This is a genomic window from Corynebacterium hylobatis, from assembly GCF_003955685.1.
Taxonomy (GTDB): domain Bacteria; phylum Actinomycetota; class Actinomycetes; order Mycobacteriales; family Mycobacteriaceae; genus Corynebacterium; species Corynebacterium hylobatis.
Genome location: NZ_RXHJ01000005.1, coordinates 265,649 through 290,752, shown reverse-complemented (window position 1 = coordinate 290,752; position 25,104 = coordinate 265,649). Strand labels below are relative to the sequence as shown.

Here is a 25,104-nt window from a genome sequence, read left to right as displayed (position 1 = left end):
GCTGAGTCCCGGACAGGGTGGGTGAGGTTCTTTCCTGAGCCTCACCCACCCTGTCGTCCCTCACCTCTCATATCCATTTTCGAATCCACGCAGGAATCTCCACATGCTTTCCGTTATCCCGATCCCGCTCGTCATCGAAGATGTCAACGCCACCGGCTCCGCCGTGGTTGACCTGCTGGGCACCCTCTCCATCGCCCTCTACGACCTGTTCTCCGGCGCAGGCCTCGATCTCGGCGCGCTGCCCTCCGTCCAGCTCTAACGCTGACTGACAGGCTGTGGCCCTGAACCTCCTCCGGGTGGTTCAGGGCCACAGTGCTTTTCGACGCCGCGGGGTACCATCCCGCGGCCCACGGGGCGTCGAGAAGCGAACAGGCCCCCCCGGGTGCACCGGAGGGCCTGTCAGAAGCTGGGGAGAGCGTTTAGACGCCGCCGGCCAGCACGGAGACCTGGCTGGTCAGTGCGCGGTTGACCGCTGAGGTCAGGGCCTTGATGGAGGCGCGGGTGATGGAGCCTGCGATGCCCACACCCCAGGCGGCGGAACCGTTGACCGTGGCGTAGATGTAGCAGGCGGCCTCGGCGTCATCGCCGGCGGAGCGGGACTGCTGGGAGTAGGACTGGACCTCGGCGTCGATGCCCAGCTTCTCCAGGGCGTTGGCGTAGGCGGCAACCGGACCGTTACCGGAACCGGAGATCTCGACCTCCTTGCCCTGGTGGATGACGGTGGCGGTGACGGTGGCCTGATCTTCGTCGGTCTCGGCGTTGTCCACATGGATGGCGACCTGCTCCACGGGCTCACGGACATCCAGGTATTCGGTGGCGAAGATGTCCCACATGTTCTTCGAGTTGACCTCACCGCCCTCGGAATCGGTGACCGCCTGGACGACGTTGGAGAACTCCACCTGCATCTGGCGCGGCAGGTTGATGCCGTGGTCCGTCTTCATGATGTAGGCGACACCACCCTTGCCGGACTGGGAGTTCACGCGGATGACGGCCTCGTAGTCGCGGCCCACGTCCTTGGGGTCGATGGGCAGGTAGGGGACCTCCCAGATGGTCTCCTGCAGCTCATCCCAGGTGACATCGGTGTTCGCAGCGCCCGGCTGGACCTTGGCGGCCATGGCGTCCAGGCCCTTGTTCACGGCGTCCTGGTGAGAACCGGAGAAAGCGGTGAAGACCAGCTCGCCGCCGTAGGGGTGACGCTCCGGGACACGCAGCTGATTGCAGTACTCGACGGTGGCGCGGATCTGGTTGATGTCGGAGAAGTCGATCTGCGGATCCACACCCTGGGTCAGCATGTTCAGGCCCAGGGTGATCAGGTCGACGTTGCCGGTGCGCTCACCGTTACCGAACAGGCAGCCCTCTATGCGGTCGGCGCCGGCCAGATAACCCAGCTCGGCGGCGGCCACGCCCTCGCCCCGGTCGTTGTGGGGGTGCAGCGACAGGATGATCGAGTCGCGTCGGGCCAGGTGACGGTGCATCCACTCGATGGAGTCGGCGTAGACGTTCGGGGTGATCATCTCCACGGTGGAGGGCAGGTTGATGATCATCGGGTTCTCCGGCGTCGGCGCCATGACCTCTGTGACCGCGTCACAGACCTCCAGCGCGAAGTCCAGCTCGGTGCCGGTGAAGGACTCCGGGGAGTACTGCCAGCGCCAATTGGTGGCCGGGTAATCCACGGCGATGGACCTGATCAGCTCCGCGGCGTCCACGGCCAGCTGCTTGATGGCCGGCTTGTCCTTGCGGAATACCACGCGGCGCTGCAGCTCGGAGGTGGAGTTGTAGAAGTGCACGATGACGTTCTTCGCGCCCTCACAGGCCTCGAAGGTACGGCGGATCAGGTGCTCACGCGCCTGCACCAGCACCTGGATGGTCACATCCTCCGGGATCATGTTCTGCTCGATGATCTCGCGGACGAAATCGAAGTCCGTCTGCGAGGCGGAGGGGAAACCGACCTCGATCTCCTTGTAGCCCATCTTCACCAGCAGGTTGAACATGCGGCGCTTACGCTCCGGACTCATCGGGTCGATGAGGGCCTGGTTGCCGTCACGCAGGTCGACAGCGCACCACTGCGGGGCGACAGTGATCTTCTTGTCCGGCCAGGTGCGGTCCGGCAGGGCGATGTCTTCAACAGCCTCGGCGAAGGCGCGGTAGCGGTGTACCGGCATGGCGGAGTTGCGCTGCTTGTTCCAGGCAGGCTGGTCCTCACGGCGCGGCCCGTCAGGGGTGCGGATTTCAGAGGGGGCGGAGATGAAGGAGTCGTTCGGGGACATGGCGGTTTCCTTTTCGGGTCTTCGTGTGGCTACCAGGGGCCGACATTGGCCTTCACTGTAGTAGCCGGGTGGGTCTCCCCGCTGAATCATTCAGTGGGAGTCACGACCGGCAACACCAAACCCCGCGACGGGTTGCCGGTCGTTTCTTATCAGACCTGGGACCCGCCGCGGCGAAGAAGGAGAAGGTTCGCGCGGAAGTACATGTTGTGAAGTCTACACCGGAAAGCTTCTGTGGCAATACAGTTCTGTGAAAGTTACGGGGAAGATGCTGAGTAATGGAGAGTAGGGGACGAGCATCGGTTCACTGGGCTCGGTGGCCCATGGTATCCCTGCCCCGATCCAACGACCGGGGTTCGTCGATGGTCTCGGCTCAGTCAGGTGGGTGGACCGTCAGGGGTCTCCTACCGCCTTCCAGGGAGGATGGATCGCCAACATGGAGAAACTCTACGATGCCAAGTTCAGGGGCCGGGCATACGGATAATTCACATCCAGCAGCACCGGGAGGGCTACAGCTCCCTGGCTGCGGTAGGCGCAGTCATCAGTGAGTAAATCATCCGGTATTGTGCCAGGGTGGGCAGGTTGGCGTGGCCCGTCATTCGTCTGGCTGACAGCCCGGCTTCGTCGGCCGGATAAATGACCGGGACCAGTCCGGCGGTTGACACGAGGTTCGGGTCGTCGAATGATGCTGACCCCGCAGCAAGGGCATGAGATAGTTGCACCTGAGAGATGCCCCCCTGGATGGGTGATGCAGACCTTCGATAAGTCGTATTGTCCCGGCTCGGAAGGGTATTTCTTTCATTCCTGCGCCGCTGGAACCCGAACTGCATCGGTGAATCCAGGCTCGGAGGGAGTTTAGCCAGTTTAACGGGGCAGCAAAAACGTGACGGTCCGCTGTAGCGCATCTGTCCATGGAGAGCATCTCCATGGGGATGAAGCAGCTGATGGGTGAGTCAAGAGCAGGATCGGCGATCTGAGTTTCTGCATTATACTCGCAGAGGTTCCGATCGCCGTCATCCGTCTGTTAGTTCACGGTCCGTATTTGGCAGCTAAGAGCTGTCTCGGACGGCACTGCTGGTGGTTGGGGTGGGCAGGGGGCTTGTCAGCAGTAGGAGCTGAACATGCGAACTGGCCAGGAAAACCAGCCGAAAGCAAAGGAAAGCGGGGCGAAGAACCCGTAACTCGATCCATGGTGGCTGGGGCGGTGATAGTGCGACATGACTTCCGTCTCCTCTCTGAAGCGGATCTGGTGTGATTTAGGACACTTCCAATGCTAGGGATTTTTCATTATCCTGTCCAGCATTTCTCTCTGCTCAACTGCCCATGTGGTCAAACTGTTATCGGTTGAATTTTTCTTCGGGCAGGCAGGAGCTGTTCCGGCGCAGGGCATTGGACGACTTGGGGGAGCTGGTACAGCGGGGTACCGGGGGATGCTTCGAGATCCGGGCAACCGGGTGGCACTCTGGTTTCCACTTCGAGGTGACCACGCTGAGTGGGAGGGGGTGCTTACCACTTAGCCAGGAACCCTCAGCCCACGCCCTTGCGTGAGAGCACCACCGTGGAGATGATCATGGCCAGCAGCGCCAACCCCATGAACGACCACCCGGTGAGACTGGCCACCTGGAACTTCTCACCCAGGACGAGGTAGCCCAGGCTGAAGGCGACGATGGGCTCGGTGATGGTCATGGCGGGGAGGGAGTTCTTCAGTGCGCCGGCGTTGAAGGAGTACTGCTGGACGATCGTGCCCAGAGTGGCGCCGAGGATCAGCCCGTAGGTCTCCCAGTTGGTCACGACCGCCCACACCCCGCCGTGGATGAAGATGTCCACGAAGGCCTTGCTCAGCACCGCGACGTAACCGAAGAGCGCACCGGTGACCACGCCCAGGAGCAGGGCCTTCTCCCGGCGGATCTGACGCTGGGCGAGTCTCTCCAGCGCCAGGAGGATGACCAGTCCGACGGCCAGGGCAGGGATCCATCGTTCGAGGGGTGGTTGCGGATCGCCCGGCAGGGGGCGGCCGAGGAGCACGAGGACGGCGACGGCGACGGTGAGCAGGCCCGCCCAGAACATCTCTGCGGGGGAGATGCGGCGGCCGTCGTAACGCGCGGACAGCGGCAGAGTGAACATGAGGGAGAGCACCAGGATGGGCTGGACCACCAGCAGGGTGCCGAAACCCAGGGCGACCACCTGCAGTCCGTAGCCCAGCAGTGCGGTGCCGGTACCGGCCCACCACAGGGGCCGGGTCACGGCGTTCCAGAAGGGGGAACCTTTGAGGGAGCCGTCGGCGGGGGCCTCCTCCGCGATGCGGTGGCGCACCACGGTGCCCCACGCGATGGTGAGGGCGGAGGCCAGCGCGAAGAGCACGGCCAGCAGGTTGCTGTGCACGAGAGACAACCTTAGTGAACCTGGGCCTTTCCGCAGGGTCGGGCACCCGCGTGTGGCCCGTGACCATCGGCGGTTCAACTACTGCAGGAAAGGGGTGAACAGGTACGATGAGGCAGAACTTTGTGCACCCGAGACGAAAGGCAACCTGCCGGTGGCTCTGATCGTTCAGAAATATGGCGGCTCCTCCCTGGAGAGTGCGGAGCGCATCCGCGCCGTGGCGGAGAGAATTGTCGCGACCAAAAAAGCCGGCAATGATGTCGTCGTCGTCTGCTCGGCGATGGGTGACACCACCGATGAGCTGCTGGAGCTCGCCGCAGCCGTCAACCCGGTGCCGCCGGCGCGTGAGATGGACATGCTGCTGACCGCCGGTGAGCGGATCTCCAACGCACTGGTCGCCATGGCGATTGAGTCGCTGGGGGCGGAGGCGCAGTCCTTCACCGGTTCCCAGGCCGGTGTGCTCACCACTGAACGCCACGGCAACGCCCGCATCGTGGACGTCACCCCGGGCCGGGTGCGGGAAGCTCTCGACGAGGGCAGGATCTGCATCGTCGCCGGCTTCCAGGGCGTGAACAAGGAGACCCGGGATGTGACCACTCTGGGCCGCGGCGGTTCGGACACCACCGCCGTGGCGCTGGCAGCGGCCCTGGAGGCCGATGTGTGCGAGATCTACTCGGACGTCGACGGCATCTACACCGCCGATCCGCGCATCGTGCCCAACGCGCAGAAGCTGGAGAAGCTCTCCTTCGAGGAGATGCTCGAGCTGGCGGCGGTCGGTTCGAAGATCCTGGTGCTGCGTGCCGTGGAGTACGCGCGTGCCTTCAATGTTCCCCTGCGAGTTCGCTCGTCTTACAGCAATGACCCCGGCACCCTGGTCGCCGGTTCGATGGAGGATATCCCCGTGGAAGAAGCAGTTCTCACTGGCGTAGCTACCGACAAGTCCGAGGCGAAGGTCACCATCCTCGGCATCCCCGATAAGCCGGGCGAGGCCGCCACGGTCTTCCGTGCGGTCGCTGATGCGGAGATCAACATCGACATGGTGCTGCAGAACGTCTCCTCCGTGGAGGACGGCACCACCGACATCACCTTCACCTGCCCGCGCGCCGACGGCCCGCGCGCCATGGAGCTGCTCAAGAAGATGCAGGCCAAGTACGGCTGGTCCAATGTGCTCTACGACGACCAGGTGGGCAAGGTCTCCCTGGTCGGTGCGGGCATGAAGTCCCACCCGGGCGTCACCGCCGATTTCACTGAGGCGCTGCGCGACGCAGACGTCAACATCGAACTGATCTCCACCTCGGAGATCCGCATCTCCGTGCTCATCCGCGAGACCGGTCTCGACGCCGCTGCGCGTGCCCTGCACGAGAAGTTCGAGCTCGGTGGCGACGCCGAGGCGACCGTCTACGCCGGCACCGGTCTTTAGCCCCCATACTTCTGAAGGAGATTTCAACACCATGACCACTCTTGCTGTCGTCGGCGCCACCGGCCAGGTCGGCCGCGTGATGCGTGCGATCCTGACGGAGCGCAACTTCCCCGCCGACAAGGTCCGTTTCTTCGCCTCCCCGCGTTCCGCCGGGACCACCCTGGAGTTCCGCGGCGAGGACATCACCGTCGAGGACCTCACCCAGATCACCCCGGAGTCCATCGCGGACGTCGACATCGCCCTGTTCTCCGCCGGTGGTTCCACCTCCCGTGAGTGGGCCCCGGTCTTCGCCGCCGCCGGCGCGACCGTCATCGACAACTCCTCGGCCTGGCGCAAGGACGAGGATGTCCCGCTGGTCGTCTCCGAGGTCAACGGTGCGGAGGCGAAGGCACCGGCCAAGGGCATCGTCGCCAACCCGAACTGCACCACGATGGCCGCGATGCCGGTGCTCAAGCCGCTTCATGACGCCGCCGGCCTGACCCGTCTCCACGTCTCCTCCTACCAGGCGGTCTCTGGTTCCGGTCTGGCCGGCGTGGAGACCCTGGCGAAGCAGACGGCCGAGCTCGGCGACCGCAACGTCGAACTGGTCCATGACGGTTCCGTCGAGGCCCCGGCAGACCTGGGTCCCTACATCGCCCCCATCGCCTACAATGCGCTGCCGCTGGCCGGCAACCTGGTCGACGACGGTTCGTTCGAGACCGACGAGGAGCAGAAGCTGCGCAACGAGTCCCGCAAGATCCTGGGTATCCCGGCTCTGCGCGTCGCAGGCACCTGTGTCCGTGTGCCGGTCTTCACCGGCCACACCCTGACCATCCACGCCGAGTTCGAGCGTCCCATCACCGTGGACGAAGCCAAGACTCTGCTCACCGACGCCCCCGGCGTCGAGGTCGTCGATGTGCCCACCCCACTCGATGCGGCGGGCAAGGATGTTTCCCTGGTCGGCCGGATCCGCCAGGACCAGTCCGTCGACGACAACAAGGGCCTCGTGCTCGTCGTCTCCGGCGACAACCTGCGCAAGGGTGCTGCGCTGAACACCGTGCAGATCGCTGAGCTGCTGGTCAAGTAGCTGGTTGAGGGCAGGTCGACCCTCAGAGCTCCGGGGGCGCGGTGTCCTCGGGTTCGGCGGTGTCGACCCTCAGCAGGGGTGGGAGTTCCCGGACGGGGATGATGGAGACGTCGCTGATTTTCCAATGAAGATCCCGGCACAGCTCGCGTGCCATGAGGAGATCGTCGGCGGTCGTCTCCGCGGTGTGGTGGGGGACGACGAAAGCGTCGACATGGAAGTACTGGCCCTGTTCCCGGGTCCGGTTGCCCACCTCCCGGACCCAGGGCAGTGCCGCCAAGCGGGCATTGACCAGTCCCGGCACGGGGTGGGGCTCGGAAGTGCCGAGGCTCTTCGGGACTGCATCGACCATCGAGGTCAGCGAACTCCGTAGATTCCGGTACCCGTCCTGGAGGATGTCGAGGGAGATGACGATTGCCGCCAGCGCATCGGCCCACCAGAATCCCAGGCCGATTCCGGTGATCCCGACGATGGTGGCCAGCCCCGCCATCCAGTCGGCCTTGTTCATCTGTGCATCGGCGTAGAGCGCCTTGTTGTGCAGGATCTTCGCAGGTGCCATCTTCAGCCGCCCCAGCAGGAGCGGGGGGAAGAGCGTGATGAACATGAACGCAATCATGATCCAGCCATGCCAGATGTCATGGCCGAAGAATGAGAAGAGGCCGATGTCCGGCCGAGTGCCCTGCACCAGCGTCAGGGACGATTCGAAGAAGAGGAAACTGCCGAAGCCCAGCAGTGCGCCTCCGGCCGCGAGGTGGGCGGTGTCCATCGACTGGGCGAAGCCGTAGGGGTGGTCGGTGGTTGCCCGGCGCCGGGCAACCCGCATGCCTATCAGGAAAGCCAGGGGTGGGACCATGCCCATCAGGTCCTGGACCCAGGCTGCCTGCATGGCCTGGGAATTGCCCTTGATCAGGAAGAGGATGGCGGTATCCACGGCCAGGTAACCGAGCGTCCACCAGGCCAGCACAGTTCCCCTCCGGACAGCGCGCTGCTGGGTTTCCGGGAGGGCGGGTCGGCTCCGGGGTAGAGCGGTGCTCATGAAACCAGGGTACGTAAACAGGGACCGTCCTCGCCGGGATCAGCGGCCGGTGCCAGCCTCCCCGTCCTGTTTCTCCTCCTCGGAACTGGCTGCTGTCGACGCAATGAGGTCCCGGCGGGCACGCGCCACGCGGGAGCGGATGGTGCCGATGCGCACGCCGGCGATCTTCGCGGCCTCCTCATAGGTGTAGCCGAGGACCTGGGTGAGGATGAGGGCCTCGCGGCGTTCCTCAGGGAGGGCATCGATGAGTGTGCGGACGTCGATCCATTCCGACCATGAGGAGGCGTTGGCACCGTCGACGGGGATCGTGGCGGCGGCATCCTCGTATTCGGTGATGGATTTGCGGGGGCGGGCCATGTCGTGGCGGATGTTGTCGATCCAGGCGCGGCGGGCGAGTGAGAGCAGCCAGGTGCGCGCCGAGGACCGGGCGGCGAAACGGGGGAGCGCGCCCATCACCCGGAGGTAGGTCTCCTGGGTGAGATCATCGGCGATGTCGCGGTCGCCCAGGTGGGCGAGCAGTCGCCAGACGTCGTCCTGGGTGGCGCGGATGAACTCCGTCAGGGCCTCGCGGTCGCCCCGGCCGGCCCGGAGTGCCAGGTCGGTGACGCGGGCGTCATCGGCGGCGGAGTGCATGGTCACGGCTCATGACGTTACCAGGATGGCCTGCGCGTCCTTCTTTTTATCGCTACGCTTGAGGTTGCGGGGGTCACAAAATGGGACTACGCTATCAATCACCCCCCTCATATAGGTAAGATTAATTATCGATACAGAAAGAGTGAGCTATGAGCGAGCAGAACTCCGCAGCTGACAAGATCGTCGACCGGGGCCTCCGCCCCAAGGTCACCGGCCAGACCACCCGTCACAACGGTGCGCCGGTCCCGTCCGAGAACATCTCCGTCACCGCCGGCCCCCAGGGCCCGAACATTCTCAACGACATCCACCTGATTGAGAAGCTCGCGCACTTCAACCGTGAGAATGTCCCGGAGCGCATCCCCCACGCCAAGGGGCATGGCGCCTTCGGCGAGCTCCACATCACCAACGATGTCTCCCAGTACACCAAGGCCGACCTCTTCCAGGAGGGCAAGGTCACCCCGATGGGCATCCGCTTCTCCACCGTCGCCGGTGAGAAGGGGTCCCCGGACACCTGGCGTGACGTCCACGGCTTCGCGCTGCGTTTCTACACCGAGCAGGGCAACTACGACATCGTCGGCAACAACACCCCGACCTTCTTCGTCCGTGACGGCGTGAAGTTCCCCGACTTCATCCACTCCCAGAAGCGTCTCCACGGCTCGGGCCTGCGCGACGCCGACATGCAGTGGGATTTCTGGACCCGGGCCCCTGAGTCCGCCCACCAGGTGACCTACCTCATGGGCGACCGTGGCACCCCGAAGACCACCCGCCACATGAACGGCTACGGCTCCCACACCTTCCAGTGGGTTAACAAGGAAGGCGAGGCCTTCTGGGTCAAGTACCACTTCATCTCGCGTCAGGGTGTCGTCAACTTCACTGACGCCGAGGCCGCTGAGATGGCCGGCATCAACGCCGATTACCACCGCGAGGACCTGTGGAACTCCATCGAGGAGGGTGACTACCCGATCTGGGACGTCAAGGTCCAGGTCATGCCGTTCGCCGAGGCCGAGGACTACCGCTGGAACCCCTTCGACCTGACGAAGGTCTGGTCCAAGAAGGACTACCCGCGTATCGACGTCGGCCACTTCGTCCTCAACCGCAACCCGCGCAACCACTTCGCGCAGATCGAGCAGATCGCCCTCGATCCGGGCAACCTCGTCCCGGGTGTCGGCCTGTCCCCGGACCGCATGCTGCAGGCACGCGTCTTCGCCTACGCCGACCAGCAGCGCTACCGCATCGGGCCCAACTACCGCGACCTGCCGGTCAACCGTCCGATCAACGACATGAACACCTACAGCCGTGAAGGCCACATGCAGTACCTCTTCGAGGACGCTGACCAGCCGACCTACAGCCCGAACCGCTACAGCAAGGGTGCCGGCTACCTGGACAACGGTGAGGATTCCTCCTCCAACCACACCTCCTACGGCCAGGCTGAGGACGTCTACGTCAACCCGGACCCGCACGGTTCCGATCTGACCCGCGCCGCCTACGTCAAGCACCCCGAGGACAACGACTTCATCCAGCCGGGCATCCTCTACCGCGAGGTCATGGATGACGGCGAGAAGGAGCGTCTGGCGGACAACATCTCCAACGCGATGCAGGGCATCTCCGAGGAGACCGAGACCCGCGTCTACCAGTACTGGAACAACGTGGACGAGAACCTCGGCGCCCGCGTCAAGCAGCTCTACCTGCAGAAGAAGGGCAGCGGTGCTGATCACACCGCCTCCGTCGGCGACGAGGGCGACAACTAGTCAGGCCCCTCCCCGCTGAATACCGCCGGTGACCACGCAGAGTGGTCACCGGCGGTTTCTCCGTTTCCGGGGTGCTGATCTCGCCCGACGAACCTCTGTTCGGGCCGGGTGCTGGAGGTGTCAGTCGGCCGTGTCATCTAAGGTCACCCCTGGAAACCCCTGCCGTCAGGCATGGAGGGGAAAGGGGAGCTTTATAGGCCACGGTGGTTCTCCACATATTTCTTGATCACTTCCAGTGTTGCTCCGCCGACAGCGGCGGCGACATGCGAGTGTGCCCACAGCGTAGGAAGCCTGGACGTGAGGGACGGGAACTCTTGCCAGAGTGCACGAGACGACCTTCCTTTGATCTGTGTGACCAGCCAGTGGATTCCGTACTGCGGGTCACAGTCGACCAGCAGATGTCCGTGGTCGGGCATGGTGTCCCGTTCGATGATGGTGCACTCCCGTTCGGCGGCGACCTCCCGGACGATCTCGGTGAGCCTGATTGCCACGTCGCCGGTGATGACGGGGCGACGGTATGTCGGGCACCAGACAACGTGGTAGGCACGGTGGGACACGACGTTGTTGTCCGATCTGATGTGCTACCTCTGGACGGTCCATGGTGTGGTGGGGTATAGCTGGCGGTGTGGACGAGATCGTGCGTTACACCTACCGCCTCAGACCCGGTGTGCAGGCGCAGCGATCGCTGTCCCAGGAATGGGGTCGGTGTAGGTTCCTGTGGAATGAGGCCGTCCACCAGCACAAGGTCGGTAATAAGCCGACTCTGGCGAAGCTGGGGAAGCTGCTCACTGAGCTGCGGGGGAAGAACGCGTGGATGCGGGAGGGCTCCCAGGTCGCCCAACAGTCCATGGTCCGCTCTTATGCGCAGGCACTCCAGCATTCGTTCACGGTCAAGGGCCGGGGCCGTCCGACCTACAAGGCGAAGAAACGCACGTGGGCGTCCCTGGAGTACAACACCCGCGGGTTCTCCATCCAGGAGGGCCGCCTGAGACTGCCCAAGGGGGTGTCGATTCCGGTGGTGTGGTCCCGGGAACTTCCCTCCGAACCAACGAGTGTGCGCGTCTACCAGGACAGCCTCGGCCACTGGTATGCCTCGTTCGTGGTCCGCCGCGAAGTAGAGCCAGCACCCGAGGCCACCGGTGGAATCGGTATCGACTGGGGCGTGTCCGCCACCGCCACGACCACCAACGAACACTACGACCTGCCCTATCTCGGGCACCGGAGACGCTGTGCTGCTGAGCTTGCGAAAGCCCAGCGCACAATGGCGTGTCGTCACCGCAAGGGCGGCAAACAGTCGAAGGGATATCAGCGTGCTCGCCGCCGAGCCGCGAAGCTGCACAAGAAGGCCGCCCGCCAGACCCAGCACGACTCCCGCGTCTGGGCCAAGAAAGTCACCGACACCCACGACCTGATCGCGGTGGAAGACTTCCACCCGATGTTTCTCACCAAGTCCACGATGGCGAGGAAGGCAGCTGACGCCGCCATCGGTGCGGCGAAACGCGAACTTATCACCATCGCCGAGCGGGCTGGCCGGAAGGTGGTGCTGGTCACGCCCGCCTACACGACCATGACGTGTTCGGGGTGTTTCGCGAGAGCCAAGCAAGCACCCTGACTCGGTGAACGAACCTTCCGGTGCCAGACCTGCGGACACACTGCGGGTCGGGATCGGAACGCTGCCAGGGTGATTCTGGCTGTGGCAGAACGGGGCCACACCAGTGTTGAGGGCATAAGACATGTGCAGCCTCCTTCCGGGGATGTTGTACGTGCAGTCTGAGCTGGAAATCCCCCGGCTTCAGCCGTGGGGAACCGTTAAGATTGGCTGACTTCCCACACCCACAAGGAGACCTCGTGTCCGCATCAGTACGCCTGCCCCTGTTCCTCGGTGCCCTCGCCCTTTCCCTCACGGCGTGCTCAACGGCTGAGGAGGCAGAGACGGTCGTGGTCACTGAGACGGTCACCGTCGCAGCATCGACGTCCACCACCCCGTCAGCCACGCCTGTCACCGTGACCTCGACGGCCTCGCCGGAACCTGTTCCACGTGAAACCCGTGCACGGGAGACCACCGTTCAGGAGAGCTCTGTGCGGCAGGCCACCGCGGCCACTGGTGGAGTCAGCCGTGAGTTTTCAGCGGCCCTCGATTCGGCGCGGTCCTACAACAGCTTTACCGCGATGTCGAAGGCGGGTCTGTACGACCAGCTGCTCTATGAGCAGTTCTCCCCGGATGCGGCGCAGTATGCGGTGGACAACGTGCAGGCGGACTGGAAGACCAACGCCCTGAAATCAGCCGGCAACTACGACCGCTACTCGGGTATGTCGAAGGCAGGTCTGTACGACCAGTTGATCTACGAGGAATACACCCCCGAGCAGGCGCAGTACGGAGTGGATAACGTGCAGGCGGACTGGAACACCAATGCGCTCCGCACAGCGCGGGATTACCAGTCCTTTTCCCCGATGTCTCCGGCAGCCCTCTACGATCAGCTGCTCTACGAGCAGTACACACCTGAGCAGGCGCAGTACGCGATGAACAACCTCTGATTCATGCGCCCGGTTGGTAGGCGCGTTCCTCCGCGTGCCGGACATCTTCCACGGTGACACCGTAGATGGAACGGCCCATGTAATAGGAGCCGACGGAGGCGACGATCCACACCCCGGCGATGGCCAGGACGGCCCGGACGAAGTTGTTCGGGTCGAAACCCCGGGTGGACCAGTCGATGATGAGTTTGCCCATGACAAGCAGGGGGAAGGCCACGCCGACGGTGGGGCCGAGCAGGTTGACCCGGGTGAGGGCGTCCGGCGCCCGCCACATGGCGATCGCTGTGGTGACGACCATGACGGTGGCGAGGATGACCAGGGCGGAGACGATGATTTCGGTGACGGTCACGGCTATCGACGTCCCTTCGAGATGATGCGGGCCATCGACAGGGTGGGCAACACACCGCCGGCGATGGCGGCGAGCAGGGCGACCTCGTAGCCGATGGAGGTGGGGTTGGTCAGCGTCCAGGTCAGGAAGATACAGATCATGGCGTAGAAAACCAGGTCACTGAGCACGGCACGGGTGAGCACGTCATCGGTGCGCAGTACCAGCACCAGCCCGGAGAGCAGGGAGACGGCCATGACCGCGATGCAGGCCGCGAGGATCCATTCGAAGGGGGTCACTGCTGCTGCTCCTTCCGACCGAGCGGGTACTCGTAGTAGCGGGGGTGGAGTTCAGTGGCGGAACCCTGCCCCGGCACACCGTGGTCGATGTCGCGGATCTGCGGGGCCATGCGGGACTCCATATCCGCCAGCCCGGCGACCACATCCGCCGGGTCGGAGCCGAAGGCGGCCTGTACCAGCAGGATGCGCGGCTGCCCGGGAGTCTCCGGCTCGCGCAGTCCCAGGGAGAGGGTGGAGGGGGTGGCGGTGATGGAGGTGGTCAGCCAGAAGATCTGCCAGTCGGTGGTCACGCGCAGGGGATAGCGCACCACCACCGGGTCATAACCCGCGTTGGGGCGCAGTGCCGCCCAGGCCACCTGGAGGCCGGAGGCGAAGATCTCCTTGATCAGCCATGGAATGTAGATCAGTATGTGCATGTCAGCGGGCTCCCTGAAGTCCGGTCATGTCGGGGACACCCACCGGGTCCTCGCCGAGGACAGCGGCGGCATAACCCCCGGTGTCGAGCAGTCCGGCGGTAGCGGTGAGGGTGGCGTCGAGAAGCGGGCCCGCGAGGGCGAACATCGCCACGGAACCGGCCACCAGCAGAACCGGTGGTGCCAGCAGCCGGGGAGAGACCCGCAGGGACGTGGGGTAGCGCTGCATGGGCTGGCCCCAGAAGACCTCCCGCCACACCCGCAGCAGGGAGAGCAACGCACCCACCGAGGCCACCACCACGACCGCGATGACCAGCCAGGCCCACCAACCGCCGCCCCGGGCGATCTCGAAGACGAGGAGAAGCTTGCCCCACATACCGGAGAAAGGCGGGAAGCCGACGATGGAGAAGGCACCGGCCCCGAAGAGCGCGGCCACCACAGGTTCGCGCCGGGCCAGACCCGACAGGCGGGAGATCAGCCCGGTGGCGTAAGTCTCCTCGATGGCGCCGGAGGTGAGGATGAGCGCCGCGACGGTGATCATGTGGTGCAGTGTGTACAGCAGCCCCGCGGCCAGGGCGCGTTCCGGGTCCCCGGAGGTGAAGGCCAGCATGACCAGGATGAAAGGCATACCGTTGATCATCTGGTAGGCGAGGACCTGGCGGATGGATTTTTCCGCCAGGCCCGCGAAGGCGCCGATGAGCATGGAGATGATCATCAGGGTGATGATCAGCCAGTTCCAGCGGTCCTCGAGGTCGAAGATGTGCACCCAGATGCGGTAGAGCATGTACACCGCGACCTTGGTGTGCAGACCGGAGAACAGACCCATCACCGCGGCCGAGGTGGTCGGGTAGGTGCGTGGCAGCCAGGTGTGGACGGGGAAGGCACCGGCCTTGGCCAGGATCGCGATGATGACCAGCCCCATGGCAACGACTGCGGGGCCGTTGCCGGCGGCGGTGCCCTGCAGCGCGGCGATGTTCACAGAACCCGTGACGCCGTACATGATGCCCACACCCACCAGCAGCAGCGTGGAGGCGGCGAGGTTGACCAGCACGAAGGTCCGCCCGCCGGCCAGGCGCGCCCAGGTACCGGACATGGTGATCAACCCGTAGGAGGGCAGGAGCATGACCTCGATGAACACGAAGAAGTTGAACAGGTCGGCTGTGAGCAGTGCGCCGTTGACACCTGTGATGAGGATGAGCGTCAGGGAGGCGTAGTAGCGGGAGACCGTCTCGCCGGTGAGGGTGGCGAACCAGTTGGTGGCCGTGGCGACGATCATCGTGGTGATGATCATGATCGCGGAGAAGGTGTCCGCTGCAAACGGGATGGCCACGCCACCGACGTAGAGGCCGACGTTGTGGGCGATGGTGCCGTGCTCGGCGGTGTGGGCGAACAGCCACACACCGGCCACCACACCCAGGACGGGGATGCCTATGTGCAGGATGTCGCGGGCCCGGCGCCAGGGCAGCAGCACGGCGACGGCCGCGCTGAACAGCGGGACGGCGGCGAAGAGGGGCAGTGTCCAGTCCATCTATGCCGCCCTGCCCAGGGTCTGTACCGGATCGGTGGCGATGGTGTCGTCCGCGGGCTCCGGGACCACCGTGTCATCGTCGTGGCCGAGAGCCGCCAACGTCAGCAGAATCGTGGTGGTGGCCATGGCGATGACGATGGCGGTGAGCACGAAGGCCTGGGGGAGGGGATCGGCGGCGTCGGCAAGCGCCGTACGGTCGGGGAAGGGCTCCCCTCGCCAGGCACCCACCCCGCCGGCCAGCAGCGTCAGGTTCGCGGCGTGACCGAGCAGGGACATGCCGAAGACGATGCGGACCATGCCGCGCTGCTGGATGAGGTACGTGGAACCGGCGACCAGAATGGCGATGGTCAGGGCGAGGATCATCGGTTCTCCTCCTTCTCGGTGTCCTGGTGGGTGGCCGGCTCGGTGAGCACGGAACGGGGCGCGGCGGCCGGGTTGATGGGCTCCGGCCAGGGGTCGGCGGTGTCCTCCCCGGCGGGGACCTCCGGGGTGGGCGGCAGTGGCCCGTCCCCGGTGCGGGCCCAGTCGAGTTCGGAGGTGTCCACACCGGGGCGCAGGTAACCGCCCAGGGCGTTGATCGCCATGGTGAGCATGCCCAGCACCGCCAGGTAGATGCCCAGGTCGAAGATGAGCGAGGTGGTCATGTGTTCGCCGAGGATGTCGCCGTGGATGGCGTAGAGGAAGGAACCCTCCAGCAGTCCGAGGAAACCGGCGCCCACGGCGGTCATGATGCCGATGCCCGTCAACCAGGTCGGGGTGGATTCTCGGAAGACGATCTCGTCGCGTCCCTTCGACAGGTAGGCCAGGCCGATGGCCGCACCCATGATCAGTGCCGCGACGAAGCCGCCGCCGGGGTCCTGGTGGCCGCGCAGGAAGACCAGCACGCTGAGGAGCACCAGCACCGGGATGACCAGCACGATGACCTTGCGCATGGGGATGGAGTTGAGCTGCGACTGACCGAAGGGCGCCGGCCGGGTGCCACCGCGGAAGGGGTGGCGCGGCATCGACTTGGCCACCGCGGCGATGACGATGGCGGCCATGCCCAGCACGGACAGTTCGCCGAGGGTGTCCAGGGCGCGGAACTCCACCAGGATCGTGGCCACGACGTTCTGTCCGCTGGTGATCCCGGGAGCCTCGGTGAGGTACCACATGGCCAGCTCGGAACGCTCGCGGCGGCCCAGCAGGGCGTACACGCCGGTGAAGGCCACAGCTCCGGCCAGCAGGGCGATCACCAGCGCGCCGAGCTGTCTCCGTCCGAATTCCGGCTTCGGGAACAGTGCCGGCTGGTAACGCAGCACCATCATGATGACGATGACGGTCAATGCCTCCACCGTCAGCTGTGTCAGCGCCACATCCGGGGCACCCAGCAGCATCATCTGCAGGCTCATACCCACGCCGACGGTGCCGATGAGCACCGCGGCGCTCAGCCTGGAACCGGTCGTCGCCAGACCCACCACGGAAACCGCGATGATCACCAGCGGGATGAGGTCCCAGGGGTTGTCCAGGCCCGGGGTACGGGGTGCGGGGGTGATGCCGTCGACACCGGGACTGAACCAGGTGGCCACGCCGAGGACGATGACGCTGAGCACCAGCGGCAGCAGATGACGGGTGGGGTTGAGGGAATCGGCCATCGCCCCCAGACCGCGGCCCAGGGCGGTGGCGCCCCGGACACCGGCGGAGAGCAGTTCGTTGCCGGAGGCCGGTGCCAGGCGGCGGCCCTCAAGCGCGGGCCAGATCCGCTTCCGCCCCACCACGCCGAGCACGCCGACGACGAGCACCGCCACCGAGATGAGCAGTGGGGCGTTGATCCCGTGCCACAGGCCCAGGTGCGATTCGTGGCTGGCGCCGAGGGAGGCTACGACGGCGGTGACGGGGGTGTCGAGAAGCGGCAGCGCGAAGGCCAGCGGCAGGGAGAGCACACCGGGAAGGGCCGCGGGCAGCCACAGTGAGACCGGGGCCTCGCGCACGCCGGACATGTCGCGTGGGCCGTCGATGAAGGCACCGAAGACGATCTTCGCCGAATAGGTGAAGGTCAGTACCGCGCCGAGTGCCGCCACCGCCAGCAGGAGACCGGAGGCAGGCGCGTCCTGGAAGGCGGTGAGCATGCCCTCCTTGGAGATGAAGCCGAGCAGCGGCGGGACCGCGGCCATCGATGCCGCACCGATGACCACGGAACCGAAGGTCCACGGCATGCGGTCCCACAGCCGGCCCAGCCGGCGGATGTCGCGGGAGCCGGCCTGGTGGTCGATCACACCGATGAGCATGAACAGCGAGGACTTGAACAGGGCGTGGGCGAAGGTGTGCACCACCGCTGCCGCCAGGGCGAAGGGCGTGCCCACGCCGATGGTGGCCACGATCCAGCCCAGGTGCGAGACGGTGGAGTACGCCGTGAGCTGTTTGAGGTCGGTCTTCTGCACCGCGAACAGTGCGGAGACCACGGCCGTGGCCATGCCGACGATGATGAGCAGCCCGTTCCACACCGCCACGTCATGGAAGACGGTGGAGAAACGCAGCAGCAGGTAGATACCCGCCTTGACCACCGCCGCGGCGTGCAGGAATGCCGAGACCGGGGTCGCCGCGGCCATGGCCTCCGGCAGCCAGAAGTGGAAGGGCAGCTGCGCGGACTTGGTGAAGGCGGAGACCGCCACCAGCACCGCCACCGCGACCGTCAGTCCGGGACGTTCCGCCCAGAAACCGCTGGCCAGGATGCCCTGCAGGTTGGTGGTCCCCGCCGCGGTCGCGGCGAGCGCCACCGCCACCAGCAGCGTCAGCCCGCCGACGAAGGTGAGGATGAGGGTACGGGCGGAACCGGCCTCACCGGCGGAACCCGACCGGGCGATGAGCAGGAAGGAGGCCAGCGAGACCAGCTCCCAGGCCAGGAAGAGCACGACCACGTCATCGGCGAGCACCAGCAGCAGGATCGACAGCGTGAAGGCCGTCATGATGGTGTAGAAACTCGTGTTCCCCTGCCGTCTGGGCAGGTAGGCGGCGGAGTAGATGAACACCACCGCCCCGATCACCAGGGCCAGCAGGGCGAAGAACATGCCGAGGGCGTCGCCGCGCAGCGACAGCCCCACGTCGACCCCCGGTGCGATGACGTCAGTGACCCACACGCGGGAGAACTCCAGCGGACGGCCGTCCAGTACCGCGGGCAGCTCCCGTCCGAGGAGAACCGCAGCGGCCAGGAAGATCACCGCCAGCGGCCAGCCGGCGTTTCTGTCGAGGGCGCGCACCGCGGGCGGGGACAGCACCACCGCCAACGCCACGAGCGAAATGACAATAATCAGCGTCACGGGACTACCACGCTCAATCGGCTCGGGGACATGTGAGGGACAGGGGAGAAATCCGCAATGACGTTACCAGTCTCACATCCCGGTGCGCCTACCACATACCCACCCCTGCCGACCAGTACTTTTAGAAGGCATGAGCCTGCCCACCACACGCACCCGCCACTGGGTCACGGCGATCCTCCTCCTGGTCCCGTTGATCATCGGCACCGTCATCGCCGCCACCACCCATCTCGATGCCTCCCGCGCCTGGAGCAGCGCCGAGGAACCCGCCGCCGCGCCCGCCGCCGGCCTCCACCCGACCGAGCTTGTCGACGCCCGCCGTGCCGCCGGCGAGGCCGGCGCCCAGGCAGGTTTCCTCTCTGCGGGCACCGGTGAGCTCAGGGACGGGGTGGAGGAGATGCGCGAACAGGCCACCACACTGCCCGGGCAGTTCGGTGAGGCGGTCGCCGGCGCACAGCAGCTGCACCAGGGGCTCGTGGAGATCCAGGCCGGGGTGGGCCAGCTCGGCGGCGGGGCCACCGAGGTTGCCGACGGGGTGGGGCAGGCCGTGGACACCGTCATCGGCCTTGAGGCGGTGCAGGGCCAGCTCGTGGCGGCCATCGACCGCACCGTCCGTGAACTCGAGGGAACGAGGGATCCCCAGCTCGTCGAGGCCCGGCGGCAGTTGACTGATCTCCGCGGGCAGGTCCAGTCCCTGCAGCTCGGCGGGGAGATGGCCGACCAGCTGGGCGCACTCAAGGACGGCTCCCGGCAGATCGCCGACCAGCTGAGTGTGCCCGGCCAGCCCTTCCATGACGGCATCTACTCCGCCACCCGTGGCGCCCAGGACCTGGCCTACGGCCTCAGCCAGGCCCAGGGCGGTGTCGACGAAGCCGTCGCCGGGGTGGACACCCTCGGTGAGGGCGCCCAGCGTATAGACGACATGGCCACCCGCACCCAGGACCGCATCGGCGCCGTTCAGCGCGCCCTGCCCGTCACCCAGACCACCGCTGAGGTGGCGGAATCGCCTGTCGTGGCGCTTGCCCCCATGTATGCCCTGCTCATCGCTGCCCTGGTGATGCTCGGCGGGGCCTTCGCCGGTGCCACCCGCAACTGGTGGATCCTCCTCGGTGCGGTCCTGGGACTCACCGGCCTGGGAGCGGTGCTGCTCTGGCTAACCGCCGCCGGCCTGACCGCCGGTGTCGCCGCCTGGTCTGCCCTGGTCCTGGCGCTGGGCGTCCTGGCCGCCGCCATGGCCACCCGCGTGCTGCTCAGCCTCCTTGGTCCGGTCGCCGGCTGGATCACCGCCGCTGTCCTCGGTGTGGCGCAGATCGGTCTGGTCGGCTGGGTGTGGAAGTCCCTGTCCTACACCGACGTGGCCGCCGGCTGGCAGATCCTGGCGAACCTCTCCCCGCTGAGCTGGGCCACCGCAGGTCTGACTACGGTCGGTAACGCCGCCACCCCGCAGGTACTCTGGCTCGCCCTCGGCGTGCTCGGGGCGATGGCGGTGACCGGGGTTGCGGGCGTGGCGCTGGGGAGCCGGGGCCGGCACTGAGCGGAGCGTCTGGACCGGCGGCCGCGGCTCGTCGAGAACGCCTCGTCGAGGGGAGCGTCCGCCGGGTCGGAATCAGGGTGAAATCGACGAGGTGATATCGACCTCGAGCGCACGACGAGAACACCCCCTGACTGGATTTCTCCAGTCAGGGGGTGTTCTGTGAGCGGTCGGGATAACAGGATTTGAACCTGCGACCTCTTCGTCCCGAACGAAGCGCGCTACCAAGCTGCGCCATATCCCGGTGTACTCCGTGGTACCTGGAATACCATAGCCCACATCCTGACCGGCAACAAAACCGCAGCTCAGGCGGTGGTCTCGGTGATGCGCAGCAGGGTGGCGGAGGGACGGCAGAAGAAGCGGAACGGTACATATCTGGAGGTGCCCAGTCCGTTGGAGACGTGCATCTTCATCGGGCCGAAGTCATGGAGTCCCTGGACCCGCGCCCGGTCGATGCCACAGTTGGTCACGATCGCCCGCGAACCCGGCAGGCACAGCTGGCCACCGTGGGTGTGGCCGGAGAGGGAGAGCTGGTAACCGTCCTCGGCGAAGCGGGACAACACCCGCGGCTCAGGCGAGTGCAGGAGCGCGAGGGAGAGGTTGGAGTCCGGGTTCGGTGGGCCCTCAATGAGGGAGTAGTCGTCGAGGTTGTGGTGCGGGTCGTCGACACCCGCGGCTGCGATGCGCACCCCGCCCACCTGGAACTCGACGCGCTTATGGGTGGCGTCGTGCCAGCCCCGCTCGATGAAGGCGGCGCGCATGTCGCGCCACGGCAGGTCGATGTAGGAGGGGGTGCGGCGCAGTTTGAGCAGGTAGGAGAAGGGGTTGACCAGCTGTGGACCCCAGTAGTCGTTAGTGCCGAAAACGAAGATGCCGGGGCGGTTGAGCAGCGGGCCGAGGGCACGGAGGACGTCGGGGACGGCGCGCTCATCGGAGAGGTTGTCACCGGTGTTGACCACAAGATCCGGGCTGAGGGAGTCCAGGGCGCTCACCCAGGCGGTCTTCGTGTCCTGCCCGGGGATCATGTGCAGATCCGAGATGTGGAGGAGGCGGAACTCCGGCTTACCCCGTAGTGCGCCCGGCGGGAGCAGGGGCACGGTGATGTCCTTGAGCTCGAATTTGCGGAGCTCGGAGTTCCCCCAGGCCGCGAGACCTGCGGTGGCGGCCAGGGCGCCGATGCCGGTCAGGCCCGCGAGGGGGAGGATGCGCTTGGTCACCTTGGCTGTCTCGTTCACCCGGACCACCCTACCCGGCGCGTACCCTGGGGCCCATGAGTGAGCTCAAGAGCAGAATCAGGGACGATCTGAAGACCGCCATGAAGGCGAGGGAGAAGCAGCGGACGGGCACAATCCGCATGCTGCTCGCTGCGATCCAGGCGGAGGAGACCACCGGCGCGAAGCATGAGGCCACCGATGAGGACATACTCAAGGTGATCGCCCGGGAGATCAAGAAGCGTCGCGAGTCCGCGGAGATCTACACCGAGAACGACCGTCCTGAGCTGGCGGAGACGGAGCTGGCGGAGGTGGCGGTGCTCGAGGACTACCAGCCCGCCCAGCTTGATGACGCCGCCGTGGCCACCCTCGTCGACGATGCTGTCGCGTCGGTCGCCGCCGAGCAGGGCGTCGAGGTGACGGAGGTCGGCATGAAGCAGATGGGGCAGGTCATGAAGGCCGCCACCGCAGCAGCCGCCGGTCAGGCTGACGGTAAGCGCCTGTCGGCGGCGGTCCGGGCGAAGCTGGCCTGACCCTGCCCTAGAACCCGAAGGTGTCGCGGAGCTGTGTGGTCAGCGAGTCGATGTCGTCCTGGGTGATCTCCGGCAGCGCCGGGCGGCTCTCCCGTGGGGAGGTGGTCGGAGCCGTGGTCCGTGGCGCGGGGCCGGTGGAGATCTCGAGGGTCACGGTGCCACCGGGGCGCAGCATGCCCTGCGGGACGGCGCGTTCGACGCGTCCGCGCGGCTGGCTTCCTGGGGTGTTGCGGACGTTGACCTGGTAGCCCTCTCCCTCGAGCCGGCGGCGGGCATCCGCCTCGGTCAGGCCGACGACCTCGGTGAGCACGGCATGGGTGGTGCCCAGCTCATAACGCTCGTCCATGGCAGGCAGAGTGCCGCTCAGTGCGGCGGGGACGAGGTTGGCGGTCTGGAACCAGGACTGGGCGGCCTCTGAGCCGCCGAAGAGATTGCCGCTGGCGCACTGGCGCACCGGGGAGGTGCACAGCGGGGTGGTGGTCGTGCCGTCGTTGTAGATGTACGGTGCGGCGGAGAAATTGCTGTTGAAGCCGAGGAAGGCCGAGGACTGGTGGGACTCGGTGGTGCCCGTCTTGGCGGAGGCCTGGCCGGACCAGCCGTTGGCCCGGGCGGCATTCGCTCCGGTGCCGATGGTCAGGTCATCGGACATCCCGATGGCCAGCGCGTTGGCCACACCCTGGTCGACGGCGTTCTCACAGTCGGGTCGCTCGAGGAAAACCTCCTGACCGCTCCGGTCAGTGACCTTGGCGATGGGGTTGGGTTCGCACCACCGGCCGCCGGAGGCGATGGTGGCGCCGACGTTGGCCAGCTCCAGCGGGTTCACCGGGGTGGGGCCCAGGGTGTAGGAGCCCAGGTTGGCCTCCTTCATGTAGTCCGCAATGGAACGCTCCCCGTCGTGGGTGCCGGGCTCGGCATAGCTGCGCAGCCCCAGCTTCACGGACATGTCGACGACCGCCGGCACGCCGACCTGCTCGATGAGCTGGATGAAGGTGGTGTTGGGGGAGTAGGCGAGGGTCTCGCGCAGGGTCATGCGCGACTGGTAGGCGCCGGCATTCTCCACGCAGTAGGTGTTGGGCGGGCAGTTGGCGGCGCCACCGGTGCCCAGGCCACGGGCCTCGTAACGGGTGGGCACGTCCAGCTGGGTCTCCAGGCCCATGCCCTGGTCGATGGCGGCGGCGGCGGTGAAGATCTTGAACACGGAGCCGGCGCCGTTGCCCACCAGTGAGCTCGGCTGCGGCAGCATGGTCTGCCCCTGGTCGAGGTCGAGACCGTAGTTGCGGGAGGAGGTCATGGCGAGGATGTCGCGGGAGTCGGTGCCCGGCTCGACGACGTTGAGGACCTCGGCCACACCCGTGGCCATGGGGTCGACATTACGGGCGACGGCGGCGCGGGCCGCGTCCTGGACCTGCGGGTTGAGGGTGGTGGTGACGGTGTAGCCGCCTTCGCGCAGCTGGTCGCGGCCGAGTCCCTTCGAGTCGAGGTAGGTCAGTGCGTAGTCGCAGAAGAAGCCGCGGTCACCAGCGGCAATGCAGCCGTTGGGCAGGGTGGCCGGTGAGTCGAGGACCCCCAGTGGTTCCGCGGCGTAGGCGGCGGCCTCCTCGGCGCTGAGGTAGCCGTGGGTGGCCATCGCCTGCAGGACGGCGCCGCGGCGGCTGGTCACCCCCTCCTCGTTCGTGTACGGGTTGAGGAACTCCGAGGACTGCACCATGCCGGCCAGCATCGCCGCCTGCGGCACGGACAGTTCCGCGGCGCTGGTGCTGAAGTAGGTCCGGGCGGCGGCCTCGACGCCGTAGGCATGGTTGCCGAAGGGCACCAAGTTCAGGTACCCGGTGAGGATCTCGTCCTTGCTGAGGTTGCGGTCCAGATCCGAGGCCATGCGCATCTCCCGCAGCTTGCGGGGGACGGACTGTTCGACCGCGGCGGACTGCTCCTCCGGAGTCTCGGCCTCGATGTGCAGGAGGTAGTTCTTCACGTACTGCTGGTTGAGCGTGGAGGCGCCCTGCTCGACCCCGCCGGCCATGACGTTGGTCAGCATCGCGCGGGCCGTGCCCTGGATATCGACGCCGTCATGTTCGTAGAACCGGTGGTCCTCGATGGCGACGATCGCGTCCTTCATGTGTTGTGAGATCTGGTCGCCGGGCACCTCGTAACGCCGCTGGTGGAACACCCACGCCATCGGCTCACCGGTGGCGTCGGTGATGGTTGTCACGCCCGGCGTATCGCCGTAGGTGAGCTCTGAGAGGTTGGAGGCCATCGTTTCATTCGTCCGGGCAATACCAGCCCCGGATATACCCGCGACGGGGGCGAGGGCGAGCGCGCCCGCCACACCTGCGACGACGGTGGCGGCAACCATATTGGCCAGGGATTTCCAAACAGACACGTTCATTACCCTACGCACGTATGGGGGGAGGGGGGAACCGAATAGTTCCCCCTAAAAGTGTGACGTACTCGACTTCATGTTAATACTGTGAATAGACTTACACGCATAAAGGCCGAGTGGCCCTGAATGTGAGTCTGGGCCACCTGGACCGTTTGAAAGGAGCGAATGATGGCAACCCCACTCGCTGGCGAGACCTTCCGTTCCCCCTCTGACCAGCATCCTGTCAATTATGAGCGAGGAGAGTGGATCACCCAGGCGACGTGCCGTACGGGAGACCCTGATGCCCTCTTCGTCCGTGGAGCTGAACAGCGCAAGGCTGCCGTCATCTGCCGGCACTGCCCTGTGCTCACCGAATGCCGGGCCGATGCCCTGGACAACAGGGTCGAGTTCGGCGTGTGGGGTGGCCTGACGGAGCGTCAGCGCCGTGCCCTGTTGCGCAACAACCCGCAGATCACCAACTGGGCCGCCTACCTGTCCTCCGGTGGGGAACTGAACGGCATGTGAGTACCCCCGGTACGC

The 25,104-nt window shown here is 66.0% G+C and carries 22 protein-coding genes, 1 tRNA gene and 1 pseudogene; 10 read left to right on the top strand and 14 right to left on the bottom strand.

What is annotated here, in order from left to right; all coding sequences use genetic code 11:
- The first annotated feature begins 103 nt into the window (after positions 1 to 103).
- Positions 104 to 259, top strand: a complete 156-nt coding sequence (locus tag EAH68_RS14715) for a hypothetical protein (RefSeq protein WP_164546408.1) — start codon at positions 104 to 106, stop codon at positions 257 to 259.
- 160 nt (positions 260 to 419) lie between these two features.
- Here EAH68_RS14715 and leuA read toward each other — a convergent pair whose 3' ends face one another.
- Both leuA and EAH68_RS05600 read right to left on the bottom strand, forming a co-directional pair.
- Positions 420 to 2,267 carry a 2-isopropylmalate synthase gene (leuA, locus tag EAH68_RS05610; RefSeq protein ID WP_126120332.1) on the bottom strand — a complete coding sequence of 616 codons (1,848 nt, stop codon included), beginning with the start codon at positions 2,265 to 2,267 and terminating at the stop codon, positions 420 to 422.
- Positions 2,268 to 3,791: 1,524 nt separating this feature from the next.
- Positions 3,792 to 4,646: a DMT family transporter gene (locus EAH68_RS05600; RefSeq protein ID WP_126120330.1), complete on the bottom strand. Its 855-nt coding sequence runs from the start codon at positions 4,644 to 4,646 to the stop codon at positions 3,792 to 3,794.
- A 151-nt stretch (positions 4,647 to 4,797) separates the two neighbouring features.
- Between EAH68_RS05600 and EAH68_RS05595 the strand changes: the two genes are divergently transcribed.
- Together EAH68_RS05595 and EAH68_RS05590 are read left to right on the top strand one after the other, a co-directional pair.
- On the top strand, positions 4,798 to 6,063 hold the full coding sequence (locus tag EAH68_RS05595) for an aspartate kinase (protein ID WP_126120329.1): 1,266 nt from the start codon (positions 4,798 to 4,800) through the stop codon (positions 6,061 to 6,063).
- A 31-nt stretch (positions 6,064 to 6,094) separates the two neighbouring features.
- Positions 6,095 to 7,129 (top strand): aspartate-semialdehyde dehydrogenase, encoded by a 1,035-nt coding sequence (locus EAH68_RS05590; RefSeq protein ID WP_126120328.1) that lies wholly within the window; start codon positions 6,095 to 6,097, stop codon positions 7,127 to 7,129.
- Positions 7,130 to 7,151: 22 nt separating this feature from the next.
- Here the strand turns inward: EAH68_RS05590 and EAH68_RS05585 are convergent, their stop codons facing one another.
- On the bottom strand, positions 7,152 to 8,162 hold the full coding sequence (locus tag EAH68_RS05585) for a cation diffusion facilitator family transporter (protein ID WP_126120327.1): 1,011 nt from the start codon (positions 8,160 to 8,162) through the stop codon (positions 7,152 to 7,154).
- Positions 8,163 to 8,201: 39 nt separating this feature from the next.
- On the bottom strand, positions 8,202 to 8,795 hold the full coding sequence (locus EAH68_RS05580; protein WP_126120371.1) for an RNA polymerase sigma factor: 594 nt from the start codon (positions 8,793 to 8,795) through the stop codon (positions 8,202 to 8,204).
- 149 nt (positions 8,796 to 8,944) lie between these two features.
- Here EAH68_RS05580 and EAH68_RS05575 point away from each other — a divergent pair, with 149 nt between their 5' ends.
- A complete protein-coding gene (locus EAH68_RS05575; RefSeq protein WP_126120326.1) occupies positions 8,945 to 10,543 on the top strand; it encodes a catalase in 1,599 nt (532 codons plus the stop codon).
- A 191-nt stretch (positions 10,544 to 10,734) separates the two neighbouring features.
- Here EAH68_RS05575 and tnpA read toward each other — a convergent pair whose 3' ends face one another.
- Positions 10,735 to 11,121, bottom strand: coding sequence for an IS200/IS605 family transposase (gene tnpA, locus EAH68_RS05570; protein ID WP_126120325.1), 387 nt, complete (start codon positions 11,119 to 11,121; stop codon positions 10,735 to 10,737).
- 47 nt (positions 11,122 to 11,168) lie between these two features.
- On the opposite strand from tnpA, the gene EAH68_RS05565 reads away from it, so the two are divergent.
- From EAH68_RS05565 to EAH68_RS05560, 3 genes and pseudogenes are all read left to right on the top strand, one after another.
- Positions 11,169 to 12,155: an RNA-guided endonuclease InsQ/TnpB family protein gene (locus EAH68_RS05565; RefSeq protein ID WP_241228304.1), complete on the top strand. Its 987-nt coding sequence runs from the start codon at positions 11,169 to 11,171 to the stop codon at positions 12,153 to 12,155.
- A gap of 12 nt (positions 12,156 to 12,167) precedes the next feature.
- Positions 12,168 to 12,317, top strand: a pseudogene (locus EAH68_RS15165) (RNA-guided endonuclease TnpB family protein); the annotation flags it as partial.
- A gap of 74 nt (positions 12,318 to 12,391) precedes the next feature.
- Complete coding sequence (locus EAH68_RS05560) at positions 12,392 to 13,078, top strand: Ltp family lipoprotein (protein ID WP_126120324.1); 687 nt, start codon at positions 12,392 to 12,394, stop codon at positions 13,076 to 13,078.
- 1 nt (position 13,079) lies between these two features.
- Here EAH68_RS05560 and EAH68_RS05555 read toward each other — a convergent pair whose 3' ends face one another.
- Genes EAH68_RS05555 through EAH68_RS05530 form a run of 6 tightly spaced genes read right to left on the bottom strand, consistent with a single transcriptional unit; the run spans position 13,080 to position 18,933 of the window.
- A complete protein-coding gene (locus tag EAH68_RS05555) occupies positions 13,080 to 13,424 on the bottom strand; it encodes a Na+/H+ antiporter subunit G (RefSeq protein ID WP_126120323.1) in 345 nt (114 codons plus the stop codon).
- A gap of 2 nt (positions 13,425 to 13,426) precedes the next feature.
- The gene (locus EAH68_RS05550) at positions 13,427 to 13,699 is read right to left on the bottom strand and encodes a cation:proton antiporter (RefSeq protein WP_126120322.1); all 273 of its coding nucleotides are present in this window, start codon (positions 13,697 to 13,699) and stop codon (positions 13,427 to 13,429) included.
- On the bottom strand, positions 13,696 to 14,115 hold the full coding sequence (locus tag EAH68_RS05545) for a monovalent cation/H+ antiporter subunit E (protein WP_126120321.1): 420 nt from the start codon (positions 14,113 to 14,115) through the stop codon (positions 13,696 to 13,698). The genes EAH68_RS05550 and EAH68_RS05545 overlap by 4 nt, the downstream gene beginning before the upstream one ends.
- Position 14,116: 1 nt before the next feature.
- The gene (locus tag EAH68_RS05540; RefSeq protein WP_126120320.1) at positions 14,117 to 15,640 is read right to left on the bottom strand and encodes a monovalent cation/H+ antiporter subunit D family protein; all 1,524 of its coding nucleotides are present in this window, start codon (positions 15,638 to 15,640) and stop codon (positions 14,117 to 14,119) included.
- A complete protein-coding gene (locus EAH68_RS05535; protein ID WP_126120319.1) occupies positions 15,641 to 16,003 on the bottom strand; it encodes a cation:proton antiporter subunit C in 363 nt (120 codons plus the stop codon). It lies immediately after the preceding gene.
- Positions 16,000 to 18,933, bottom strand: a complete 2,934-nt coding sequence (locus tag EAH68_RS05530) for a DUF4040 family protein (protein ID WP_126120318.1) — start codon at positions 18,931 to 18,933, stop codon at positions 16,000 to 16,002. Before EAH68_RS05530 ends, EAH68_RS05535 begins: the two co-directional genes overlap by 4 nt.
- 130 nt (positions 18,934 to 19,063) lie before the next feature.
- Here EAH68_RS05530 and EAH68_RS05525 point away from each other — a divergent pair, with 130 nt between their 5' ends.
- Complete coding sequence (locus tag EAH68_RS05525) at positions 19,064 to 20,464, top strand: YhgE/Pip domain-containing protein (protein ID WP_126120317.1); 1,401 nt, start codon at positions 19,064 to 19,066, stop codon at positions 20,462 to 20,464.
- A 167-nt stretch (positions 20,465 to 20,631) separates the two neighbouring features.
- Here EAH68_RS05525 and EAH68_RS05520 read toward each other — a convergent pair.
- Together EAH68_RS05520 and EAH68_RS05515 are read right to left on the bottom strand one after the other, a co-directional pair.
- Positions 20,632 to 20,705: transfer RNA gene (locus tag EAH68_RS05520), tRNA-Pro, on the bottom strand.
- Positions 20,706 to 20,766: 61 nt separating this feature from the next.
- Positions 20,767 to 21,696 (bottom strand): metallophosphoesterase, encoded by a 930-nt coding sequence (locus EAH68_RS05515; RefSeq protein WP_126120316.1) that lies wholly within the window; start codon positions 21,694 to 21,696, stop codon positions 20,767 to 20,769.
- A 35-nt stretch (positions 21,697 to 21,731) separates the two neighbouring features.
- Here EAH68_RS05515 and EAH68_RS05510 point away from each other — a divergent pair, with 35 nt between their 5' ends.
- A complete protein-coding gene (locus EAH68_RS05510) occupies positions 21,732 to 22,205 on the top strand; it encodes a GatB/YqeY domain-containing protein (RefSeq protein WP_126120315.1) in 474 nt (157 codons plus the stop codon).
- A 7-nt stretch (positions 22,206 to 22,212) separates the two neighbouring features.
- Here EAH68_RS05510 and EAH68_RS05505 read toward each other — a convergent pair whose 3' ends face one another.
- Positions 22,213 to 24,585 carry a penicillin-binding protein gene (locus EAH68_RS05505; protein WP_206436360.1) on the bottom strand — a complete coding sequence of 791 codons (2,373 nt, stop codon included), beginning with the start codon at positions 24,583 to 24,585 and terminating at the stop codon, positions 22,213 to 22,215.
- Between the two features lie 168 nt (positions 24,586 to 24,753).
- On the opposite strand from EAH68_RS05505, the gene EAH68_RS05500 reads away from it, so the two are divergent.
- Positions 24,754 to 25,089, top strand: coding sequence for a WhiB family transcriptional regulator (locus tag EAH68_RS05500; RefSeq protein ID WP_126120313.1), 336 nt, complete (start codon positions 24,754 to 24,756; stop codon positions 25,087 to 25,089).
- Positions 25,090 to 25,104: the final 15 nt, after the last annotated feature.